Here is a 19,026-nt window from a genome sequence, read left to right on the forward strand (position 1 = left end):
CACGAATGGAACGTGCGTTCAGGACGCCAGGCGTTGGAGGCGGCCGACCGCCTCGTGGAGGACGTCGTCCTTCTTGCAGAAGGTGAAGCGGACCTGGCTGCGACCCGCGCCCGGATCGTCGTAGAACACGGAGTTGGGGATGGCGACGACGCCGCAGCGTTCGGGGAGGGCGCGGCAGAAGGCGTAGGCGTCCTTCTCCCCGAAGGGGGTGATGTCGGTGGTGACGAAGTACGTGCCCTGGGGCTGGTAGACCTCGAACCCGGCCGCGCGCAGGCCGTCGGTGAGCAGGTCGCGCTTGCGTCGCAGGTCGGTGCGGAAGCCGTCGAAGTACGCGTCCGGCAGACGGAGCGCCTCGGCGATCGCGTACTGGAAGGGGCCTGCGTTGACGTAGGTCAGGTACTGCTTGGCGGTTCGGACGGCGGTGATGAGCGGGGCGCTTGCCATGGCCCAGCCGACCTTCCAACCGGTGAACGAAAATGTTTTGCCGGCCGACGAGATGGTGACGGTGCGCTCGCGCATCCCGGGGAAGGCGGCGAGGGGGAGGTGCTCGCCCTCGAAGACCAGGTGTTCGTAGACCTCGTCGGTGACGACGAGGAGGTCCCGTTCGCAGGCCAGTGCGGCGATCGCGCCCAGTTCTTCGCGGGTGAGGACGGTGCCGGTGGGGTTGTGGGGGGTGTTGAGCAGGATCAGCCGGGTGCGGGGGGTGATGGCGGCCCGCAGCTCGTCGAGGTCGAGACGGTAGGTGCCGGCGGCCGGGTCGGGGTGGAGGGTCACGGGCACGCGGACTCCGCCTGCCATGGCGATGCACGCGGCGTACGAGTCGTAGTACGGCTCCAGAGCGATGACCTCGTCGCCGGGCTCCAGCAGCGCCAGCAGGGCCGCGGCGATGGCCTCGGTGGCGCCCGCGGTGACCAGGACCTCGGTGTCGGGGTCGAGGGCGAGCCCGTAGCGCCGTCGCTGGTGGTCGGCGATCGCGGTGCGCAGTTCGGGGATGCCCGGGCCCGGCGGGTACTGGTTGCCGTGTCCGGCGCGCAGGGCGCGCACCGCGGCCTCCCTGATCTCCTCCGGGCCGTCGGTGTCGGGGAAGCCCTGACCGAGGTTGATGGAGCCGGTCCGCACGGCGAGTGCCGACATTTCCGCGAAGATCGTCGTGCCGAACCCGGCGAGGCGGCGGTTGAGCAGCGGTCGTCCCTGAGTCATGGCGGCCATCCTGCGCGCAAGCTCTGGAGTTGCTCAAGTCCGCTTTCGGGGGAACGGGGGCGGGGCATCCGCCGTAGGAGAGCGGCGCCATCATGTGTCGAACGGCACGACGACGTGTCGGCTGGACACGGCGGCGCGCGAAGAAGCGGGGGACCTCGCTTCGGGGGAACGGAAGGACGTGAGGTCGATGGAGATTTTCGTCGGAGTGGTGATAGCGGTCGCCGTGATCGGGTTGATCGTCTCGCTCCTGGTGAAGGCCGGGAACCGGAAGAAGGCGCGAGGGAAGGGCGGGCGTCGCGGCCGGGGCGGCAGTGGTGGCGGTGGCGACAGCTGGTGGGCGGGCGGCAGCAGTGGTGGGTCCTGCGGGACCGCCGGTGACTCGGGTGGTCACTCGGGTCACTCCGGAGGTCATTCGTGCGGGGGCAGCCACTCCTCGTGCGGTGGGGGTTGCGGCGGCGGAGGCGACTGACACGGTGCGGCCGGCTTCCGGTCGGTGCCAGGTGGCGCCGTGGGGTCGGCACCGTACGGTCGGCATGGCGGTCGGCATGGCGGTCGGCACCGTGCGGTCGGCATGGTGCGGTCGGTACCGCGCCGGTGTCACCTGGTGGGTGAGGACGTGGGTCGCCATCGAGCCCTTGGTGAAGCGTTGTCGACGTGCCGGAGGGCGTAACGCGATGACCGCCGCAGGGAGTTGAAGCGGATCGGGCGTTCTGGAACGGGCGAAGGAGGGTCGCGCCCGGTGCACGGTGCGCGATGCCCGGCGTCGGCGGCCGGCGGACGGCCGGCCATCGAGTCCGGTAGCCGTGTCCGGCGTCAGGGCAAGGAAGGCGCCCGCTGGGTTGATTCCCGCCGGGCACCCTTTTTTCGGCGCTTTCGCGAGTTATCCGGTGAACAGATGAACTGAGGGGCCCCCGGGGGGATGGAAACCACGTCAAGTTGGTCAAAAACGCTGTGGATGCGGCTTACTTCGTGATTCCCTCGGTGGAGAGAACATCCAGCCCTCGGACCCGAGTTGGACCTGATCGGGCGCTTCCCAACCCCCCACGGTGCATCGCGTCGGAGGCGTCCCCTGTCCCATGCGTCCACGCTTTCTTGCGGAGCCGACCCATGCTCACGACCCTCCAGACGGCCTACTCCGACACCCGCGCTGTTGACCTGGCCTGGGCGTTGGGGCGCGAACCGCTCCCCGCCCTGGCCGTGCTCGACCTCGATCTCGCGGGAGCCCGACTGCAACTGCGCCTGCTCGGCGCCTCCCACCAGGTGATCCTGGAGGAGGAGCACGGCACTTGTTCCGAAACCGTCGCGTGCATTCCCGGCAGCAGCACGCCGCTGCCGCTCGGGGTCGCCAAGCGGCTCGGCGAGTGGGAGTACGAATTCGCAGCCCGTGTGGAGACGCTCTCGGCGGGTTCGTTCGCGGGGCGCGCCCAGGAACTCCTCGCGCTGGTGGCCGACCATCCGCACGGTCTCGCCGGGACGTTCCCCGGCAGCCCGCACGCCTTCACGGCGATGCTGGCCCGGCGGACCGGGGAACAGGTGCAGTGGCGGACCTGGCACGCGTACCCGCAGGAAGGGCAGTTGGTGGTGACGCGCACGCGCGTGGGGGTGCGGATGCCGGCGGCGGCGACGCTCTGAATCGGACGGGTCTCCTTCGGGGAGATTCCTCCGGGACCGCCTCCCCCGGAGGTGACTCCCTCGGAGGTGACTCCCTCAAGGGCGACTTCTCTGTGGCCGGAAACCCTTGCGGGGCCCAACTTCCGTTGTGAGGACGCCACTTACACACGTGTGGGTGACAAAAAGCCACCTTCTCGTAACGTAGCGTTCGCAACATGATCGACCAGCAGGTATCGCTGCGAGGGGGCGCGACGCATCTTTCCGTACGGCCGAGGGCCGGCCGCTGGCTCGTGCTGTCCGCCGTCTTCTTCTGTGCCGCCTGCGGCCTGGTGTACGAGCTCGAACTGGTGGCGCTCGCCTCGTACTTGATCGGCGACTCCGTCACCCAGGCGTCCGTCGTGCTCTCCGTGATGGTGTTCGCGATGGGCGTCGGCTCGCTTCTCGCGAAACGTTTACGCAGCCGGGCGGCGGTGGGTTTCGGGCTGATCGAGGCCGTGCTCGCGCTCGTCGGGGGTTCGTCGGCGGTGGTGCTGTACGCGACGTTCGCCTGGTTCGGGGAGGCGCGGTACGCCCTGGTGGGGTTCTCGCTCGCGATCGGGATCCTGATCGGTGCGGAGATCCCGTTGTTGATGACGCTGATCCAGCGGGTCGACCGGCAGGACGCCGGGGGCGCCGTCGCGGATCTCTTCGCCGCCGACTACGTGGGCGCGCTGGTCGGCGGACTGGCGTTCCCCTCCGTGCTGCTGCCGGTGCTCGGGCAGCTCACCGGCGCGCTGTTCACGGGCGCGGTCAACGCGGCGGCGGGCGGGGCGCTGGTGCTGTGGGTCTTCCGGCGGGACCTCACCCCGCGTTCCCGGTGGCTGCTGATCGTCGTCAACGTGGCCGTGATCGCCGCGCTCGCCGTCGCCACCGCGCTGGTCGGCGACTTCGAGCGGGCGGCGCGGCGCGCGGTGTACGGGGACGGGGTGCGGGTCGCGGTGCAGACCGACGTGCAGGAGGTCGTGCTGACGGGGTCGGGGCGCGGCTCCCTGGACCTCTATCTGGACGGGCGGCTGCGGGTGAGCGCGCGTGACGAGTACCGCTATCACGAGGCGCTGGTGCACCCGGCGATGGGCGGTCCGCATGGCCGCGTGCTGATCCTGGGCGGCGGCGACGGTCTGGCCGCCCGGGAGGTGTTGCGCTACCCGGACGTGCGCGGCGTCACCGTCGTCGAGCTCGACCCGGGTCTCATCCGGCTGGCCCGTACCGACCGCGCCCTATCGGCGCTGAACCACCACGCGTACCGCGATGCGCGGATGACGGTCGTCGGCGCGGACGCCTTCACCTGGCTACGGAGCGCGCGCGGCCGCTACGACGTGGTGATCTCCGACCTGCCCGATCCCGGGATCTCCGCCAGTACGAAGCTCTATTCGGCGGAGTTCTACGGGCTGGTCACCGAGGTCCTGGCGCCGGGCGGGCGGTTGGTGGTGCACGGCGGCCCCCCGGTGTCCCGGCCGCGTACGTACTGGACGGTGGAGGCATCGATGAGGGCGGCGGGTCTGCGGACCCGACCGTACCGGATCAGTGGCCGGCTTACCGATTTCGCGGCCGGACCCGACCGGGCCACGCACCGGGCGCAGGCCGAGCACGGGTGGGGGTTCGTGCTCGCCGGCGCGGAGCGCGATCCGGCGCTCCGGCTCATGGCGTCGGCGCCGAGACTGCGCTCGCTGACGGGGCCCTCGCTGATGCGCGCGGGGCGGGACGCGGAGGGCGCCCGGCTGCGCGGGCTGCCCCCGTCGACGCTGGTCCATCCGCGGTACTGGGAGGAACGGTGAGTGGTGAGTGGTGAGTGGTGAGCGGTCTGGGCAGGGGAGCGTACGTCCCCGACCGGCGTGGTGGTGTGCGTATGTCCAGGGCGGCGATGTTCAGGACGGCGGCGAGTGCTGGATGGGGGCGAGTGCTGGACGGGGGCGGAGGTATGTCGGTCGGAGGGCGGAGGCGTGTAGTCCGGGGCCGGAGGCGGTGTGCAGGTCGGTGGAGGGGGAGCGTGTTGTCCGGGCGGGGTCGGTGTGCTGAGCGGACGCCCGGTCCGGGCCGGGGGCGTGCCGTATCCAGCGGGAGGGCTCTGCCGTCCGGGCGTCGGGCGGGCGGGCGGGACGGGGCGGGGCGAGTCTCGGGGAGACCGATGAGCCCGCACACAGGGGAGGAACACCGGGCCGTACGAGGAATGCCGAGCCGCGCCCCACACCTCGTGACGCGGAACCGCTGACGTGACGGCCGGGGCTGAGTAGGCTCGTTTTTCATGGAGCATGAGGTGTTCGTTCCGGTTTCGGTCCCGTCCCTGCGGCGGACGCTGAGTGATCCCGCCCGTGTCGCCCGCTGCGTGCCCGGACTGCAACAGGACGCCGACGCGTCGGCCGACCCGTTGTCGGGCCGGCTGAGGATCCGGGCCGACGGCCACACGATCACGTATCGAGGTGCGCTGCGGCTCACCGTCGTGCCGCAGGACGGCCCTGGCGGCACGGCGGACTCTGAGGGGCGGGAAGCCCCCGAAAGGCCCGGGGGCTCGGGAGACACCGGGGGCCCGGAAGGGCCGGCGGGCCAGCAACGCTTGCGGCGGTGCGAGGTCCTGGTCGTGGGCGAGGGTGTCGAGGCCCGGGGCGGTGGCTCGGCCAAGCTGACGTTGACGGTCGCCCTGACGGAGAGGGACAGCGGGACGGCCATCCGGTTCACAGGTACGGCGACCGGTGATGGCCGCATTCTGGACCTGGACCCATCGGCAGCGCTCACGGCCGCTGTCCGGCTGCTGGACCGCTTCACACAGCAGCTCGTGACGGAAACGCTGACGGACGGCGAGGCGGTCGAGGGTCCGCAGGCTGGCGCCGCGGGTGGCCCGGCGGAAGAGACCGAGGCGGGTCCGGTGAACGGGCCCGCGGATGGCCCGGCGACCGGTGCGGAGACCGCTCGGGAATCCGGTGCGGAGGCCGGTCGGGAATCCGGTGCGGAGGCCGGTCGGGAGGTCGGCCCGGAGGCCGGTGCGGAGCGTGAGGCGGTTCACGGATTGGACGACGCGGCCCTCGACGAGGCCGAGCGATCCGTCGGGGAAGCGGTGGAGCAGGCCATCGAGGAGGGGGCCGAGGAGGCCGACACGACGGGAGCGGCCACCGTGCGGCCCGCCGCTCCCGCCCCGGGAAGCTCCGGCGATGACGAGACCGACGGCGTGGACGACGGCGTCGACGACGACACGCCGCCCACGCCCGAGGCCGCCCCGGACGAGGCTCCCTCCGCCGAGGGGCCCCCGGGCACGGGCTCCGTCTTCGACGCCCCCGTGCCTCCGCCGTCGCTCGACCCGGAGGACGAGGTCGGGTTCACCGTCCCCGACGGCCCCCCGGCCGAGGCCGCGCACGCCAGGCGCACCATGATCGGCCGCAGTGCCGAGGAGGTCGACCACGCGCCGCCGCGCGGCAGATACGCGCCCGTGCCATCACCCGAGTCCACCACCACGGGAGTCCCACTCCGCTGGGTCGCCCCCGCCGCCGCGCTCGCGCTCGCGTCGGCCGTCGTGGTCGGCCGCGCGTTGCGACGACGGAGGTAGCCGCGCCACTAATGTCGTTTGCGTGAGTAGCAGTGAGAAGGACGTCCGGCTGTCCGTCGGCGACGCAGAGCTGACCGTGAACCCCGCCAACGGCTGCCGCATCGGCAGCCTGCGGATCGGTGGTACCGAACTGCTGCGGCAGGGGGAGCGGTACGGCTGCTTCCCGATGGTGCCGTGGTGCGGACGCACCGGATACGGGGTCTTCCGCAACGGCGATGTCCCGCACCGGTTGCCGCGGAACGCCCCGCCGCACGCCATCCACGGGACCGGCCGGGACACGGCGTGGCATACCGCCCGAGTGGGCGAGCGGGACGGCTCGTTCTACTACGACCTCGCCGACCCCTGGCCGTATCCGGGACGGGTAACCCAGACCTTCGAGCTGTCCGAGGACTCGCTCGTGCTCGCGTTCGGCATCGAGACGTACGAGAACTCGTTTCCGGCACAGGCCGGCTGGCACCCCTGGTTCCTGCGGAATCTCGGTGGCGGGGGCAAGGACGTGCAGGTGAGCTTTGACGCGGCCTGGCAGGAGGAGCGGGGCGAGGACCATTTGCCGACCGGGCGCCGCATCCCGCCGCTGCCCGGCCCGTGGGACGACTGCTTCGGGATGCCGGACGGCGTCGATGTGACGCTCACCTGGCCGGAGCAGCTGGAACTGAACGTGAAGAGCCGGGCCGAGTGGGTCGTGATCTATGACGAGCAGCCGGAGGCGGTCTGTGTGGAGCCGCAGTCCGGACCGCCGAACGGACTGAACACCACACCCCGGTACGTCACCCCGATCGAGCCGCTGGAGATCACGACGACCTGGAGCTGGCGCAGGCTCTGACCTGGAGCCGACGCAGGCTCTGACCGGGAGCGGTACGTGGACGGGGCCGGCGGTGGGACGAGGAAGGGGCCGGCGGCGGTACCGCGATGGCAGCGGTACGAGGAGGGGCCAAGGGCAGCGGCGCGGGGACGAGGAGGGCGACGCGGGGAGGGCGACGCGGGGACGGTGGCGGTACGAGGACGGGGCCGAGGTGGGAGGGGGCGCAGGGCCCTCCGCCCGCCTCGTGCCGGTGCCCTGCCCGGTGCCCTGACCGGTGTCCGGCTTTGGCCCGCCGCTGGCCCCGACGCGTGCGCTTTAAGCTCGTAGCCATGACTGACGTACGTGCTGAGCTGCTCCAGCAGATCAAGGACAAGGCCGTGGTACACGGCAAAGTGACCCTCTCCTCGGGTCTTGAGGCCGACTGGTACATCGATCTGCGCCGCATCACGCTGGACGGCAAGGCCGCTCCGATGGTCGGGCAGGTCATGCTCGATGCCACCGCCGACCTGGACTACGACTGCGTGGGTGGGCTGACGCTGGGCGCCGACCCGGTCGCCACGTCGATGCTGCACGCCTCCGCCGCGCGCGGCCAGGAGCTGGACGCGTTCGTCGTCCGCAAGGCGCAGAAGGCGCACGGGATGCAGCGCCGCATCGAGGGCACGGATGTGAAGGGCCGGCGCTGCCTCGTCGTCGAGGACACGTCGACCACGGGCGGTTCGCCCCTGACGGCCGTCGAGGCGGTGCGCGAGGCCGGTGGCGAGGTCGTCGCCGTTGCCGTGATCGTGGAGCGGGGTGCGGCTCCGGCGATCGCCGAGGCAGGTCTGCCGTACATCCACGTGTACTCGGTGGCCGACCTCGATCTGGCCTGACACTTGGTCTGACCTGCGATTTTCTTCAGGGGTGGGCGGTTTCACGTGAAACCGCCCACCCCTGGCGCATGCCTCGGGCCGTCCGGCCGGGCCTCGTGGGCGCGGGCCGGGTGGAGCCGCGGCGGGAGTCTGGGAAGATGGGGGCGACGATGATGTCGCCCCCAGGTCAGGGAACCAGCACGCACACCCGCATATCCCAAGGAGCGGACAGATGCCCATCGCAACCCCCGAGGTCTACGCCGAGATGCTCGATCGGGCGAAGGCAGGCAAGTTCGCCTACCCGGCCATCAATGTGACGTCGACCCAGACCCTGCACGCTGCGATGCGTGGCTTCGCCGAGGCGGAGAGCGACGGCATCGTCCAGATCTCCACCGGCGGTGCGGAGTTCCTGGGCGGCCAGTACAACAAGGACATGGTCAGCGGTGCAGTCGCGCTGGCCGAGTTCGCGCACATCGTCGCCGCCAAGTACGACATCCAGGTCGCACTGCACACCGACCACTGTCCCAAGGACAAGCTGGACGGCTACGTGCGCCCGCTGCTCGACGTCTCCGCCGAGCGTGTCGCCAAGGGCCAGAACCCGCTGTTCCAGTCCCACATGTGGGACGGCTCCGCCGAGACCCTCGCCGACAACCTGGCCATCGCCCAGGAACTGCTGGCCAAGGCTGCCGCCGCCAAGATCATCCTTGAGGTCGAGATCACCCCGACCGGTGGCGAGGAGGACGGCGTCTCGCACGAGATCAACGACGAGCTGTACACGACCGTCGACGACGCGCTGCGTACCGCCGAGGCGCTCGGCCTGGGCGAGAAGGGCCGCTACCTGCTGGCCGCCTCCTTCGGCAACGTCCACGGCGTCTACAAGCCGGGCAACGTCGTGCTCCGCCCCGAGCTGCTGAAGGACCTCCAGGAAGGCGTCGCCGCCAAGTACGGCAAGGCCGCCCCGTTCGACTTCGTCTTCCACGGCGGCTCCGGCTCCACCGAGCAGGAGATCGCCACCGCGCTGGAGAACGGCGTCGTGAAGATGAACCTCGACACCGACACCCAGTACGCCTTCACCCGCCCGATCGTGGACCACATGTTCCGCAACTACGACGGCGTGCTGAAGGTCGACGGCGAGGTCGGAAACAAGAAGGTCTACGACCCGCGCAGCTGGGGCAAGTCCGCCGAGGCGAGCATGGCCGAGCGCGTGACGAAGGCGTGCGCGGACCTGCGTTCCACCGGCACCAAGCTGAAGTAGCGGGCGGAGTCGCTGGAGCGGCGGGCGGACTGTCCGTGTGCCGCGCGAGGCGATACACGACGCGTTTGTGGGCCCGGCGCCCCTGGAACCATTCAGGGGCGCCGGGCCCACGGCATGTCGGGCGCTGGGCCCGGGACACGGCAGGGGACCTTGCGGTGGGTCCGGAGACCGTTCCGGGAGACCGGATTCCGAGAGAAGGCATGAGGAATGACAGTGAGCGCCGGCGCACGCTATGACTTCGACACCGTCGTCGACCGTCGCGGCACCTGGTCCATCCAATGGGACGGGGTCGCGGACCGGTTCGGGGTGGACGGACTGCTGCCGTTCACCATCTCCGACATGGACTTCGAGACCGCCCCACAGGTGCTCAGGGCGCTGCGCGCCCGGCTCGACCACGGGGTCTTCGGATACACGACCTGGCAGCAGGACGACTTCCGCTCCGCGATAGCCCACTGGTACGAGACCCGGCACGGGGTCCGGATCGACACCGGGCAGCTGGTGTACGGGCCGTCCGTGCTCAGCCAGCTTTCGCAGCTGCTCCAGATGTGGACCGGCGAGGGCGAGGGCGTCGTCGTCCATACCCCGGTGTACGACGGCTTCCGCAAGGCGATCAACGGGCTCGGGCGTGAGCTGCGGGGCGTTTCGGTGGGGGACGTGGCCGCGCTGGAACGTGAGCTCGCCCGCCCCGACAGCAAGGTCCTGGTCGTGTGCTCGCCGCACAACCCGACCGGCCGGGTGTGGACGCGGGACGAGCTGAGCGGGATGGCGTCACTGGCCGCGCGTCACGGTGTCGCCGTGATCAGCGACGAGATACACGCCGACTTCGCGCACGACGGGCATGTGCATGTGCCGTGGACGTGCGTCGCCGCTGAGAGCGACAGGCAAGTCACCGCTGAGAGCGACGGACCAGGGGAGAGGGAGCGGAAGGGGCGCTGGGCGCTGCTCTCCTCCGCGTCGAAGGCGTTCAACTTCCCCGCGCTGACCGGCTCGTACGGTCTGATCGGTGACCCGGACGACCGGGCGGAGTTTCTGCGCCGCATGGAGACGGCGGAGGGACTGGCCTCCCCGGCCGTGCTGTCGCTGACCGCGCACATCGCCGCGTACCGGGAGTCCGCGGGCTGGCTGGACCAGGTCCGTGCCTATGTCGGTGAAAACCTTGCGCTGGTGGGGTGACAGCTGAACGAGGCGTTCCCGGACCTGGGGTGGAAGCCGCCGCAGGCCGGGTACCTGGCCTGGATCGACCTGCGGCCGGTCGGCATCGACGGTGCCGACCGCGACGAGGCGTTGCAGCGGGTGCTGATCGAGCGCGAGAAGGTCGCGGTGATGCCGGGAGCGGTCTACGGGGCGGAGGGCTTCGTACGGCTGAACGTCGGGTGCCCGCGTTCCAAGGCGGAGGCAGGCGTTCAGGCGCTGATCCGGGCGGTACGGGCGGTCACAGGAGTCGGGTCATAGGTCTCCCGGAGGTGCGCCCAAGGCCGCGTTCGCGTACTCCTTCGCGTCCATGTGTCAGTGCCCGTTCGCGTTCATGCTCCTATCGGATGCGGATGCGGATGCGGATGCGGATGCGGATGCGGATGCGGGCGGGTCCGCTCCGATGGCTCCGGTGCGCCGGAGCGGAGATGCTGCTCATATGCGTGACGCAGAGACGGGAGACATTCGCGTCGCCTCCCCTGTGGGGCGGTGGGTCGTTCTCACCACGGTGCTCGGCTCCAGCATGGCCCTGCTGGACTCCACCGTGATCAACGTCGCGCTGCCCCGCATCGGCAAGGACCTCGGGACCGATCTGGCCGCGCTTCAGTGGACCGTCAACGCCTACATGCTGACTCTTGCCGGGCTGATCCTCCTCGGAGGCGCCCTCGGCGACCGGTTCGGGCGGCGACGGGTCTTCGTGGTCGGGGTCATCTGGTTCGCCGCCGCGTCCGTGATGTGCGGGGCCGCGCCGAATGCCACGGTCCTGGTCATCGCCCGGGCTCTCCAAGGTATCGGCGGGGCGCTCCTCACGCCGGGTTCGCTTGCGCTGATCCAGGCCAGCTTCCATCCCGACGACCGGGCCCGTGCGGTCGGACTGTGGTCGGGGTTCGGCGGGATCGGGGCCGCGGTCGGGCCGTTCGTCGGCGGTTGGCTCGTCGACGGGCCGGGCTGGCGGTGGGTGTTCCTCCTCAATGTGCCGGTCGCCGCGCTCTGTGTCCCGGTGGCGCTGCGCCACGTCCCGGAATCACGTGACCCGCGGGCGCATGGGCCCTTCGACGTACCGGGCGCCGTACTCGCGGCCCTCGCCCTGGCCCTGGTGACCTACGGGCTGATCGAGGCGCCCGGGCGGGGCGCGTCCGGCGTGGTGGTCGGGTCGGCCGTCGCCGGGGTCGTCGCCGGGGCCCTGTTCGTACGGGTGGAACGCCGACGGCGCAATCCGATGCTGCCGCCCTCGGTGTTCGCGTCCCGGCAGTTCACCGTCGTCAACGTCATCACCCTCTGTGTATACGCGGCGCTGGGCGGTTTCTTCTTCCTCGCGGCGATCCAGCTTCAGGTCGTCGCAGGGTACTCGGCGCTCGGCGCGGGCACGGCCCTGCTGCCCACAACCTTGCTGATGCTGCTCTTCTCCGCCTCCTCGGGCGAGCTGGGACAGCGCATCGGGCCCCGCATCCCGCTCGCCGCCGGCCCTCTGGTCGCCGCTGCGGGAATGCTGCTGATGCTGCGGGTAGGGCCCGGGGCACATTCCGTCTCCGCCTACCTCACGGACGTGCTGCCGGCTGTCGCCCTGCTCGGCGCCGGAATGGTCACCCTGGTGGCACCGCTCACCGCGACCGTCCTGTCCTCCGTGGACACCGCACGGGCCGGTCTCGCCAGCGGGATCAACAACGCGGCCGCCCGCGCCGCCGGGCTGATCGCGGTGGCCGCGCTGCCGCTGCTCGCCGGCATGGGGCCGGAGGCGTACCGGAACGCCGGGGAGTTCGCGGTGACCTTCCGGCGGGCCATGCCCATGTGCGCCGGGCTGCTCGTGCTGGGCTCGTTGATCGCCTGGGTGGCCGTACGGAACCCACCGATGGCGGTGGCCGGGGCCGGCAAGGAGGAGGCGGTGAAGAAGGAACGACCCGAGTGCACGGTGCACTGCGGCATCGTCGCCCCGCCCCTGGAACCCGCACACGAGAAGCCCGCGTGCGGGGGACCTGCCGGGGACGAGCCCGCACGTGATGGGCTCGCACGCCGCGGGCCTGCGGCTACGAGACCCGCCCGGGGCGAGTCGGCACGCGAGCCATCCCCTCACGACGGCCTCGCGCACGAGAAGCCCGCGCACGAGAAGCCCGCGCACGGTGAATCCGGGCGCGACGATGGGCCGGGAGCCCCGGGAGCCCCGGGAGCCCCGGGAGCCCCGGGGAGCGCAGGAGGCATGGGAGGCAGAAGGAGCGCCGGGTGACACCCGGCGTGAGCCCTCGCAATCGCACGGTGCCGGCCCGCACCGGCGTGAACCGGCCTTGGCGCCATACGCCCGGGTACCCCGGATCGCATGTGCCAGGCACACTTGAACCCATGTCGATCCATGAGAACCTGCTCGGGGGACCGCCCCCGACCCACCTGCCGGACGACCCGGAGCCCCGCGAACTGCTCGCGAGCGGCGCGGCCCCCGTCGAGGTGGCCGCGAAGTACCCGGCCTCTTCCCTGGCCTGGGCGCAGCTCGCCGACGAGGCGTTCGAGGCCGGTCGCGTCATCGAGTCGTACGCCTACGCCCGCACCGGCTATCACCGCGGCCTCGACGCGCTGCGCCGGGCCGGATGGAAGGGCCACGGCCCCGTACCGTTCGAGCACGAGCCGAACCGGGGCTTCCTGCGTGCCCTGCACGCGCTCGCACGGGCCGCCGGGACGATCGGTGAGCAGGAGGAGTACGAGCGCTGCACGACGTTCCTGCGCGAGTCCTCGCCGACCGCCGCCGAGACCCTCGGATAGCGCACCTTCGGGACAGCTCCCTCGGAGGGATCCTCGACCGGGCGTTCGTTCGTGCGGCGTGGGTCCACACGGTCCACGTGCGGAACGCTCCCATGTGCGCGACGCGCACACGTACGCACACGTCCACGCGCACACGTATGCGCGTGGTGCTCCGGCCCCGCGGGCGGCGGCACTCGCCTCCGCGGGGTCTGCGTGCTCTCCCGGCCTCCGTTTAGGATGCCGACAGGGGACCGGAGCTCCACCACCTCACGGAAGGGGCGGACCGCTACCCGGAAGCTTGTGTCGAGGAGACAGCAATGTCGACGTTCCACCCCGACCCCGAAGCCACCGGTGCGGAGACCCCGCATCTCGACTTCGAGGGAACGACCCCGTACGAGGACTATGTCCAGGCGGATGTCCTCACCCACCTCCAGCACCCTCTCTCCGATGACCCGGGCGAGATGGTCTTCCTGGTCACGACCCAGGTCATGGAGCTGTGGTTCACCGTCATCGTGCACGAGTGGGAGACCGCCGCACACGCCCTGCGCGAGGACCGGCTGACGGTCGCACGCGACGCGCTCAAGCGGTCCGTGCGCGAACTGGAGGCGCTCAACGCCTCCTGGACGCCGCTCGCCCAGCTCACCCCCGCCCAGTTCAACTCCTATCGGGGCGCCCTCGGCGAAGGTTCCGGTTTCCAGTCCGCGATGTACCGGCGGATGGAGTTCCTGCTCGGTGAGAAGTCCGCTTCCATGCTGGTGCCGCACCGGGGCGCGCCCCGGGTCCACGCCGAACTGGAGAAGGCGCTGTCCGAACCGGGCCTGTACGACGAGACGCTCGCCCTGCTGGCCCGGCACGGCCACCCGGTACCGAGGTCCGTGCTCGAACGAGATCTGACGCAGAGGTACGAGCCGTCGTCCGAGGTCGAGGCCGTCTGGGCGGAGATCTATGCCAACCCGGACCAGAACGACGAACTGGTCCGGCTCGGCGAGGCGCTGACCGATGTGGCTGAACTGGTGTGGCGTTGGCGCAACGACCACCTCGTCGCCACCCGCCGCGCGATGGGCTCGAAGACCGGGACCGGTGGTTCCGCCGGGGTCGCCTGGCTGGAGAAGCGGGCGATGAAGAACGTCTTCCCCGAGTTGTGGAGCGCGCGCAGCCATGTCTGAGACCTTCACCGAGCACGCCTCGGAGCCTGGTGGTCGCGCCGAGCACGCCTCGAAGCCCGGCGGTCGCGCCGAGCGCGTTTCGGAGTCCGGCGGTCGCACCGAGTATGCCTCGGGGTCCGGCGTCGGTGGCCGCTCTGAGCAGGACCTGGTGTCCGATCGCCTCGTCGCACGGGCTGCCGGGCTCGATGCGGCCGACCCGCTCGCCGGCAGGCGCGAAATGTTCGCCCTCGACGACACCGTCTACCTGGACGGCAACTCGCTCGGGGCGCTGCCCGTCCACGTGCCCGACCGGCTGCGGGAGGTACTCACCCGCGAATGGGGGGAGCTGCGCATCCGGTCCTGGGACGAAAGCGGCTGGTGGACCGCGCCCGAGCGGATCGGCGACCGGATCGGCCCGTTGGTCGGCGCCGCCGCAGGGCAGATCGTCGTCGGCGACTCCACCAGCGTGAACGTGTTCAAAGCCCTTGTCGCCGCGACCCGGCTGGCGCCCGAGGGGCGGGACGAGATCCTCGTCGACGCGACGACGTTCCCCACGGACGGGTACATCGCCGCGTCCGCGGCCCGGATGACCGGTCACCGGATCGTCCCGGTCGCTCCCGCCGATGTGCCGGACGCCCTCGGCCCACGTACCGCGGCCGTCCTGCTCAACCACGTCGACTACCGCACCGGCAGGCTCCACGACCTGCCCGGACTCACCGCCGCCGTGCGTGCCGCGGGCGCCGTCGCCGTCTGGGACCTGTGCCACAGCGCGGGTGCCCTGCCCGTGGGGCTCGACGCGCACGGGGTGGACCTGGCGGTCGGTTGCACCTACAAGTACCTGAACGGCGGGCCCGGTTCGCCCGCCTTCCTGTACGTCGCCGAGCGCCATCAGGCGGACTTCGACTCCCCCTTGCCCGGCTGGACGTCGCACGCCGATCCGTTCGGGATGACGTCCGGGTACGTTCCGGCGGAAGGGGCCGTACGGGGCCGGGTCGGCACGCCCGACATCCTCTCCATGCTCGCGTTGGAGGCGGCGTTGGACGTGTGGGACGGGGTGTCGATCGACGCGGTCCGGGCCAAGTCCCTGGCGCTGACGGACTTCTTCCTGGAGTGCGTCGACGCCTACGTTCCCGAAGGCCGGGTCACCTCCGTCACCCCGGTCGCGCACGCGGAACGCGGCAGCCAGGTCGCGGTGCGGTGCGCGGACGCGGAGCCGGTCATGGACGCCCTCATCGAGCGGGGAGTCGTCGGTGACCTGCGACGTCCTGACGTGCTGCGGTTCGGATTCACCCCGTTGTACGTCGGGTTCGCGGACGTGGAGCGCGCGGCACGGGTGCTGAGCGACGTGCTGGGCGACGCACCGGGCGGCGTACCCGGCCGGGCATAGGCGCGAGGTCGGGGACCGGGGCCGGTGGTCCGGACCGGTCCCCGGTGGGCGGGGCCGATCTCCGGTGTTCTGGGTCGCCCGGTGTTCGGAGTCGGCTCCCGGTGTTCGGGGGCCGATGGTCCTGGCCGGTTTCCCCTCGTGTTGGGGGGCTTGGTGGTCGGTTCCTGGTGGTTGTTTCTGGTGGCCGGTACCGGAGAGCGGCTCCAGGGCCGGCCCGGATCACCGGATCACCGGATCACCGGGTCGGCGGCCCCGGCGGTCCAGGTGCTGTCGTGATCTGTCGGCGGGGACGGGAACCATCGGTCCTGGTACCGTCCCCGCAGGTCAGGCCAGTTGGACTGGGGGACCGTCGAGCACACGCCATCGGCTCGCCGGGCAGTCGGGCCCAGCAGACGAGACGGACAGGACGGGTTGGAGCAGTATGTCGGATTCCGCCGCGCGTGATCGGGACGCAGCCGAGACCGAGTCGGCCTTCTCTCATCCACCGGTCGCCCCTGACGCGTCCGCCGCCTATGGGCACCACCCCGACCAGCTGATCGACTTCTACACCCCGCGGGACGGCCGGTCCGGGGCGCCGGTCGTGGTCGTCCTGCACGGCGGGGCCTGGCGGGCGCAGTACGACCGGCAACACGTCTCGCCCTTCGCGCACTTCCTCGCCCGGCGCGGGTTCGCCGTGGCCAGCGTCGAGTACCGGCGCGGCGGCGAGATTCCGCAGCAGCGGGGGGACGGCCCGGTCGCGGGCCGCTGGCCGGAGACGTTCGACGACATCGCCGCGGCGATGGACGCGCTGCCGGAGCTGCTGGTTCGGGAACTCCCGGAGGCCGATGTCCGGCGGATCGTCCTCACCGGGCACTCGGCGGGCGGGCACCTCGCCCTGTGGGCAGCCGCCAGGCACGTACTGCCCGAGGGAGCGCCCTGGCGGCTGCCCGTGCCGCCCCCGCTGCGGGGTGTCGTCGCCCTCGCGCCGATCGCGGACTTCACCAAGGCCGTCGAACTCGACGTGTGCTCGGGGGCGGTTGGCCAATTCCTCGGCCGCGAGGAGGACTTCGAGGAACGGGCCCGCCACGCCGACCCGGCCGTACTGCTGCCCACCGGCATCGCGACGGTCGTGGTGCAGGGCGCCACCGACCTCGTCGTGCCCCGAGCCGTCTCGGAGGCGTTCGTCGACACGGCGGCGCGGGCGGGGGAGACGGTGGGGCTGACCCTGCTGCCCGAGGTCGGCCACTTCCCGCTCATCGACCCGTCGAGCGACGCCTGTGCCGTGGTGGCGGAAGAAATCGCCCAACTGGCTTGGTGATACTCGAAGATGACAGGGCATGAGGGCACGGATCAGCGGTGACGGAGGCAGGGTTCACGGATCAGCGGTGACGTGGCCGGGATGCGGATCAGCGATGACGGATCGCGGGGCACGGCTGGTGGCTTGCGGATGAGCGTGCGCGGGTCAGGGGCCATGAGCCGGGGGCCGCGGATCGCGGATCACGGGTCGCGGATCACGGATCGCGGGATCACGGATCGCGGGATCACGGGGCGAGGAGCGCAGGCAGAGGAGCGCAGGTCGAGGAACGCGGATCGCACCCCCGCCGCGTGCCACCGGCCGTACCACGCACACTCACTTCCCCTCCGTGGGCGGGGGCCGGGCTCCGTAGTACTTGCGACGGACGGCGCAGGATCCGCATCACTGCTGACGACCCGACCCGGACCGGCCCCTACCGTGGAAACGTGACCGAGACCAAAACCAGAAGCCCCGAGCTCAGGCTGGCCGCCAAGGTGTTGGGCGGACTGCGGCAGGACCTACTCAGCAACGCCTTCGCCTACCGTCCGCTGGAGCGGATGCGCACTGATGGGCCCCTGACCGGCAGGCTTTCCGACCGGATGCGGGAAAGGGTTGCCTGGACACCCCACGCGCTGGTCGGTACGGCCGCGTTCTTCGCGGCAGTCGTGGGCCTCACCTCCGTGAGCTCCTCCGGACCGTGGTTCGTGATGCAGGCCGTCATGATCGCGCTGCTCCCGGCGGCCACGGTGCTGATGACGCTCGTCCGGCCGGCCGGTGCGTTCTGGGCCTCTCTGGTGGTCACCCCGTTCGCGGCGGCCGTCGGCCGCGACTCCTGGCCCTGGACGTCGAGCACTCTGGTCTCGCACCTGACGGTGATGGTGGTGGTCACGGCCCGGACCCGGCCCCGTACCGCCGCCTGGATGTGGGTGATCAGCGGGCTGTTCGGCACCCTGCTGGACAACGTCGGCGGCTGGCAGCTCTCCTCCACCACCGGCCCCTTCTCCGTCTTCTCCGCCGTCGCGCTGCTGCTGGTCGCCGTGGTACAGATCCGCCGTGACGCGGAGCGCGAGGTCACCGTGCAGCGCACGGTGACCGCCGTCGAACGCGACCGGCGCACTCAGCTGGAGGAGCGCACCACCATCGCCCGGGAACTCCACGACGTGGTCGCCCATCACATGTCGGTCGTCGCGATCCAGGCCGAGGCCGCTCCGTACCGGGTGGAGAACCCGCCGCCCGAACTGGAGCAGGCGTTCGCCACGATCCGCGAGAACGCGGTCTCCGCCCTCACCGAACTGCGCCGGGTCCTCGGCGTCGTCCGTGCCGACGACGAGCGCCTGCCGGACGCCCCGCAGCCCACCCTCGCCCAGCTCGACGGGCTCCTCACCAATGTGCGCGAGGCGGGGCTGGAGACCGAGAAGACGGTCACCGGAGCGATACGTGAACTCCCGCCGGGCGTCGAGCTCTCCGCGTACCGGATCATTCAGGAGGCGCTCAGCAACACGCTGCGGCATGCGCCGGGTGCGACCGCGAAGGTGGAGATCGGTTATGTGCTGGCTGGGTTGGGGCTGCGGGTCGTGAACGGGCCGCCGACCGCTCTGGTGAAACCCTCGCAGGGGGCCGGGCACGGGATCACCGGGATGCGGGAGCGGGTCACGATGCTGAACGGCACGATGACGGCCGGGGCGACCGAGGAAGGCGGCTACGAGATCGCCGCGTTTATCCCGGTACCGCTCGATCCCGAGCCGGGCGCGGCGCATGAGGCGGATGAGACGGCACGTGCGACGGGTGCGGCAGAGGCCGCACGCAAGGCGAGCGTGCCAGAGACGGTGCACAGGACGCGGACGGCAGAGGGGGCGCGGATGGTACAGGCGGACGAGGCGGACCAGGTGGAAGCCACGGACCAGGCGGACCAGGCGGACCATGTGGAGGCTGTGGACTGGGCGAAGGCTGCGGACCGGGCGGACCAGGCGCACCAGGTGGAGGCTGCGGACCAGACGCACCGGGTGGAAGCCG

12 protein-coding genes and 2 pseudogenes are annotated in these 19,026 nt (G+C 71.3%); 13 read left to right on the forward strand and 1 reads right to left on the reverse strand.

Annotation, left to right across the window (positions count from 1 at the left end; genetic code table 11):
* Positions 1–18: 18 nt before the first annotated feature.
* Positions 19–1,200 (reverse strand): pyridoxal phosphate-dependent aminotransferase, encoded by a 1,182-nt coding sequence (locus ACIHCL_RS15305; RefSeq protein ID WP_399861732.1) that lies wholly within the window; start codon positions 1,198–1,200, stop codon positions 19–21.
* Between the two features lie 1,107 nt (positions 1,201–2,307).
* Here ACIHCL_RS15305 and ACIHCL_RS15310 point away from each other — a divergent pair.
* The 13 genes and pseudogenes from ACIHCL_RS15310 to ACIHCL_RS15370 form a co-directional block, all read left to right on the forward strand.
* Positions 2,308–2,832: a DUF2617 family protein gene (locus ACIHCL_RS15310; RefSeq protein WP_399861734.1), complete on the forward strand. Its 525-nt coding sequence runs from the start codon at positions 2,308–2,310 to the stop codon at positions 2,830–2,832.
* A 194-nt stretch (positions 2,833–3,026) separates the two neighbouring features.
* Positions 3,027–4,625, forward strand: coding sequence for a polyamine aminopropyltransferase (locus tag ACIHCL_RS15315; protein WP_399861737.1), 1,599 nt, complete (start codon positions 3,027–3,029; stop codon positions 4,623–4,625).
* Positions 4,626–5,092: 467 nt separating this feature from the next.
* On the forward strand, positions 5,093–6,385 hold the full coding sequence (locus tag ACIHCL_RS15320; RefSeq protein ID WP_399861738.1) for a hypothetical protein: 1,293 nt from the start codon (positions 5,093–5,095) through the stop codon (positions 6,383–6,385).
* A 22-nt stretch (positions 6,386–6,407) separates the two neighbouring features.
* Entirely contained in the window at positions 6,408–7,208 is an 801-nt protein-coding gene (locus tag ACIHCL_RS15325) for an aldose 1-epimerase (protein WP_399861740.1), read from the forward strand.
* A 308-nt stretch (positions 7,209–7,516) separates the two neighbouring features.
* Positions 7,517–8,056 (forward strand): orotate phosphoribosyltransferase, encoded by a 540-nt coding sequence (gene pyrE / locus ACIHCL_RS15330; RefSeq protein ID WP_399861742.1) that lies wholly within the window; start codon positions 7,517–7,519, stop codon positions 8,054–8,056.
* Positions 8,057–8,267: 211 nt separating this feature from the next.
* Entirely contained in the window at positions 8,268–9,290 is a 1,023-nt protein-coding gene (gene fbaA / locus ACIHCL_RS15335; protein WP_399861744.1) for a class II fructose-bisphosphate aldolase, read from the forward strand.
* A 207-nt stretch (positions 9,291–9,497) separates the two neighbouring features.
* Positions 9,498–10,742, forward strand: a pseudogene (locus tag ACIHCL_RS15340) (MalY/PatB family protein).
* Positions 10,743–10,920: 178 nt separating this feature from the next.
* Complete coding sequence (locus ACIHCL_RS15345; RefSeq protein ID WP_399861747.1) at positions 10,921–12,702, forward strand: MFS transporter; 1,782 nt, start codon at positions 10,921–10,923, stop codon at positions 12,700–12,702.
* A 113-nt stretch (positions 12,703–12,815) separates the two neighbouring features.
* Complete coding sequence (locus ACIHCL_RS15350) at positions 12,816–13,229, forward strand: DUF3151 domain-containing protein (protein WP_399861749.1); 414 nt, start codon at positions 12,816–12,818, stop codon at positions 13,227–13,229.
* 296 nt (positions 13,230–13,525) lie between these two features.
* Positions 13,526–14,374: a tryptophan 2,3-dioxygenase family protein gene (locus ACIHCL_RS15355; RefSeq protein ID WP_399861751.1), complete on the forward strand. Its 849-nt coding sequence runs from the start codon at positions 13,526–13,528 to the stop codon at positions 14,372–14,374.
* Between the two features lie 148 nt (positions 14,375–14,522).
* On the forward strand, positions 14,523–15,740 hold the full coding sequence (gene kynU, locus ACIHCL_RS15360) for a kynureninase (protein WP_399861881.1): 1,218 nt from the start codon (positions 14,523–14,525) through the stop codon (positions 15,738–15,740).
* Between the two features lie 421 nt (positions 15,741–16,161).
* Positions 16,162–17,037, forward strand: a complete 876-nt coding sequence (locus tag ACIHCL_RS15365; RefSeq protein WP_399861753.1) for an alpha/beta hydrolase family protein — start codon at positions 16,162–16,164, stop codon at positions 17,035–17,037.
* 422 nt (positions 17,038–17,459) lie between these two features.
* Positions 17,460–18,779: pseudogene (locus tag ACIHCL_RS15370) on the forward strand (sensor histidine kinase); the annotation flags it as partial.
* Positions 18,780–19,026: the final 247 nt, after the last annotated feature.

Origin of the sequence: Streptomyces sp. NPDC052042, assembly GCF_044548345.1 — a bacterium.
Lineage (GTDB): Bacteria > Actinomycetota > Actinomycetes > Streptomycetales > Streptomycetaceae > Streptomyces.

Coding starts and splice junctions, on each gene's coding strand:
- ACIHCL_RS15355 (WP_399861751.1), top strand. CDS start 13,526: ATGTCGACGTTCCACCCCGACCCCGAAGCCACCGGTGCGGAGACCCCG.
- ACIHCL_RS15315 (WP_399861737.1), top strand. CDS start 3,027: ATGATCGACCAGCAGGTATCGCTGCGAGGGGGCGCGACGCATCTTTCC.
- pyrE (WP_399861742.1), top strand. CDS start 7,517: ATGACTGACGTACGTGCTGAGCTGCTCCAGCAGATCAAGGACAAGGCC.
- ACIHCL_RS15350 (WP_399861749.1), top strand. CDS start 12,816: ATGTCGATCCATGAGAACCTGCTCGGGGGACCGCCCCCGACCCACCTG.
- ACIHCL_RS15365 (WP_399861753.1), top strand. CDS start 16,162: ATGTCGGATTCCGCCGCGCGTGATCGGGACGCAGCCGAGACCGAGTCG.
- ACIHCL_RS15305 (WP_399861732.1), bottom strand. CDS start 1,200: ATGACTCAGGGACGACCGCTGCTCAACCGCCGCCTCGCCGGGTTCGGC.
- fbaA (WP_399861744.1), top strand. CDS start 8,268: ATGCCCATCGCAACCCCCGAGGTCTACGCCGAGATGCTCGATCGGGCG.
- ACIHCL_RS15320 (WP_399861738.1), top strand. CDS start 5,093: ATGGAGCATGAGGTGTTCGTTCCGGTTTCGGTCCCGTCCCTGCGGCGG.
- ACIHCL_RS15310 (WP_399861734.1), top strand. CDS start 2,308: ATGCTCACGACCCTCCAGACGGCCTACTCCGACACCCGCGCTGTTGAC.
- ACIHCL_RS15345 (WP_399861747.1), top strand. CDS start 10,921: ATGCGTGACGCAGAGACGGGAGACATTCGCGTCGCCTCCCCTGTGGGG.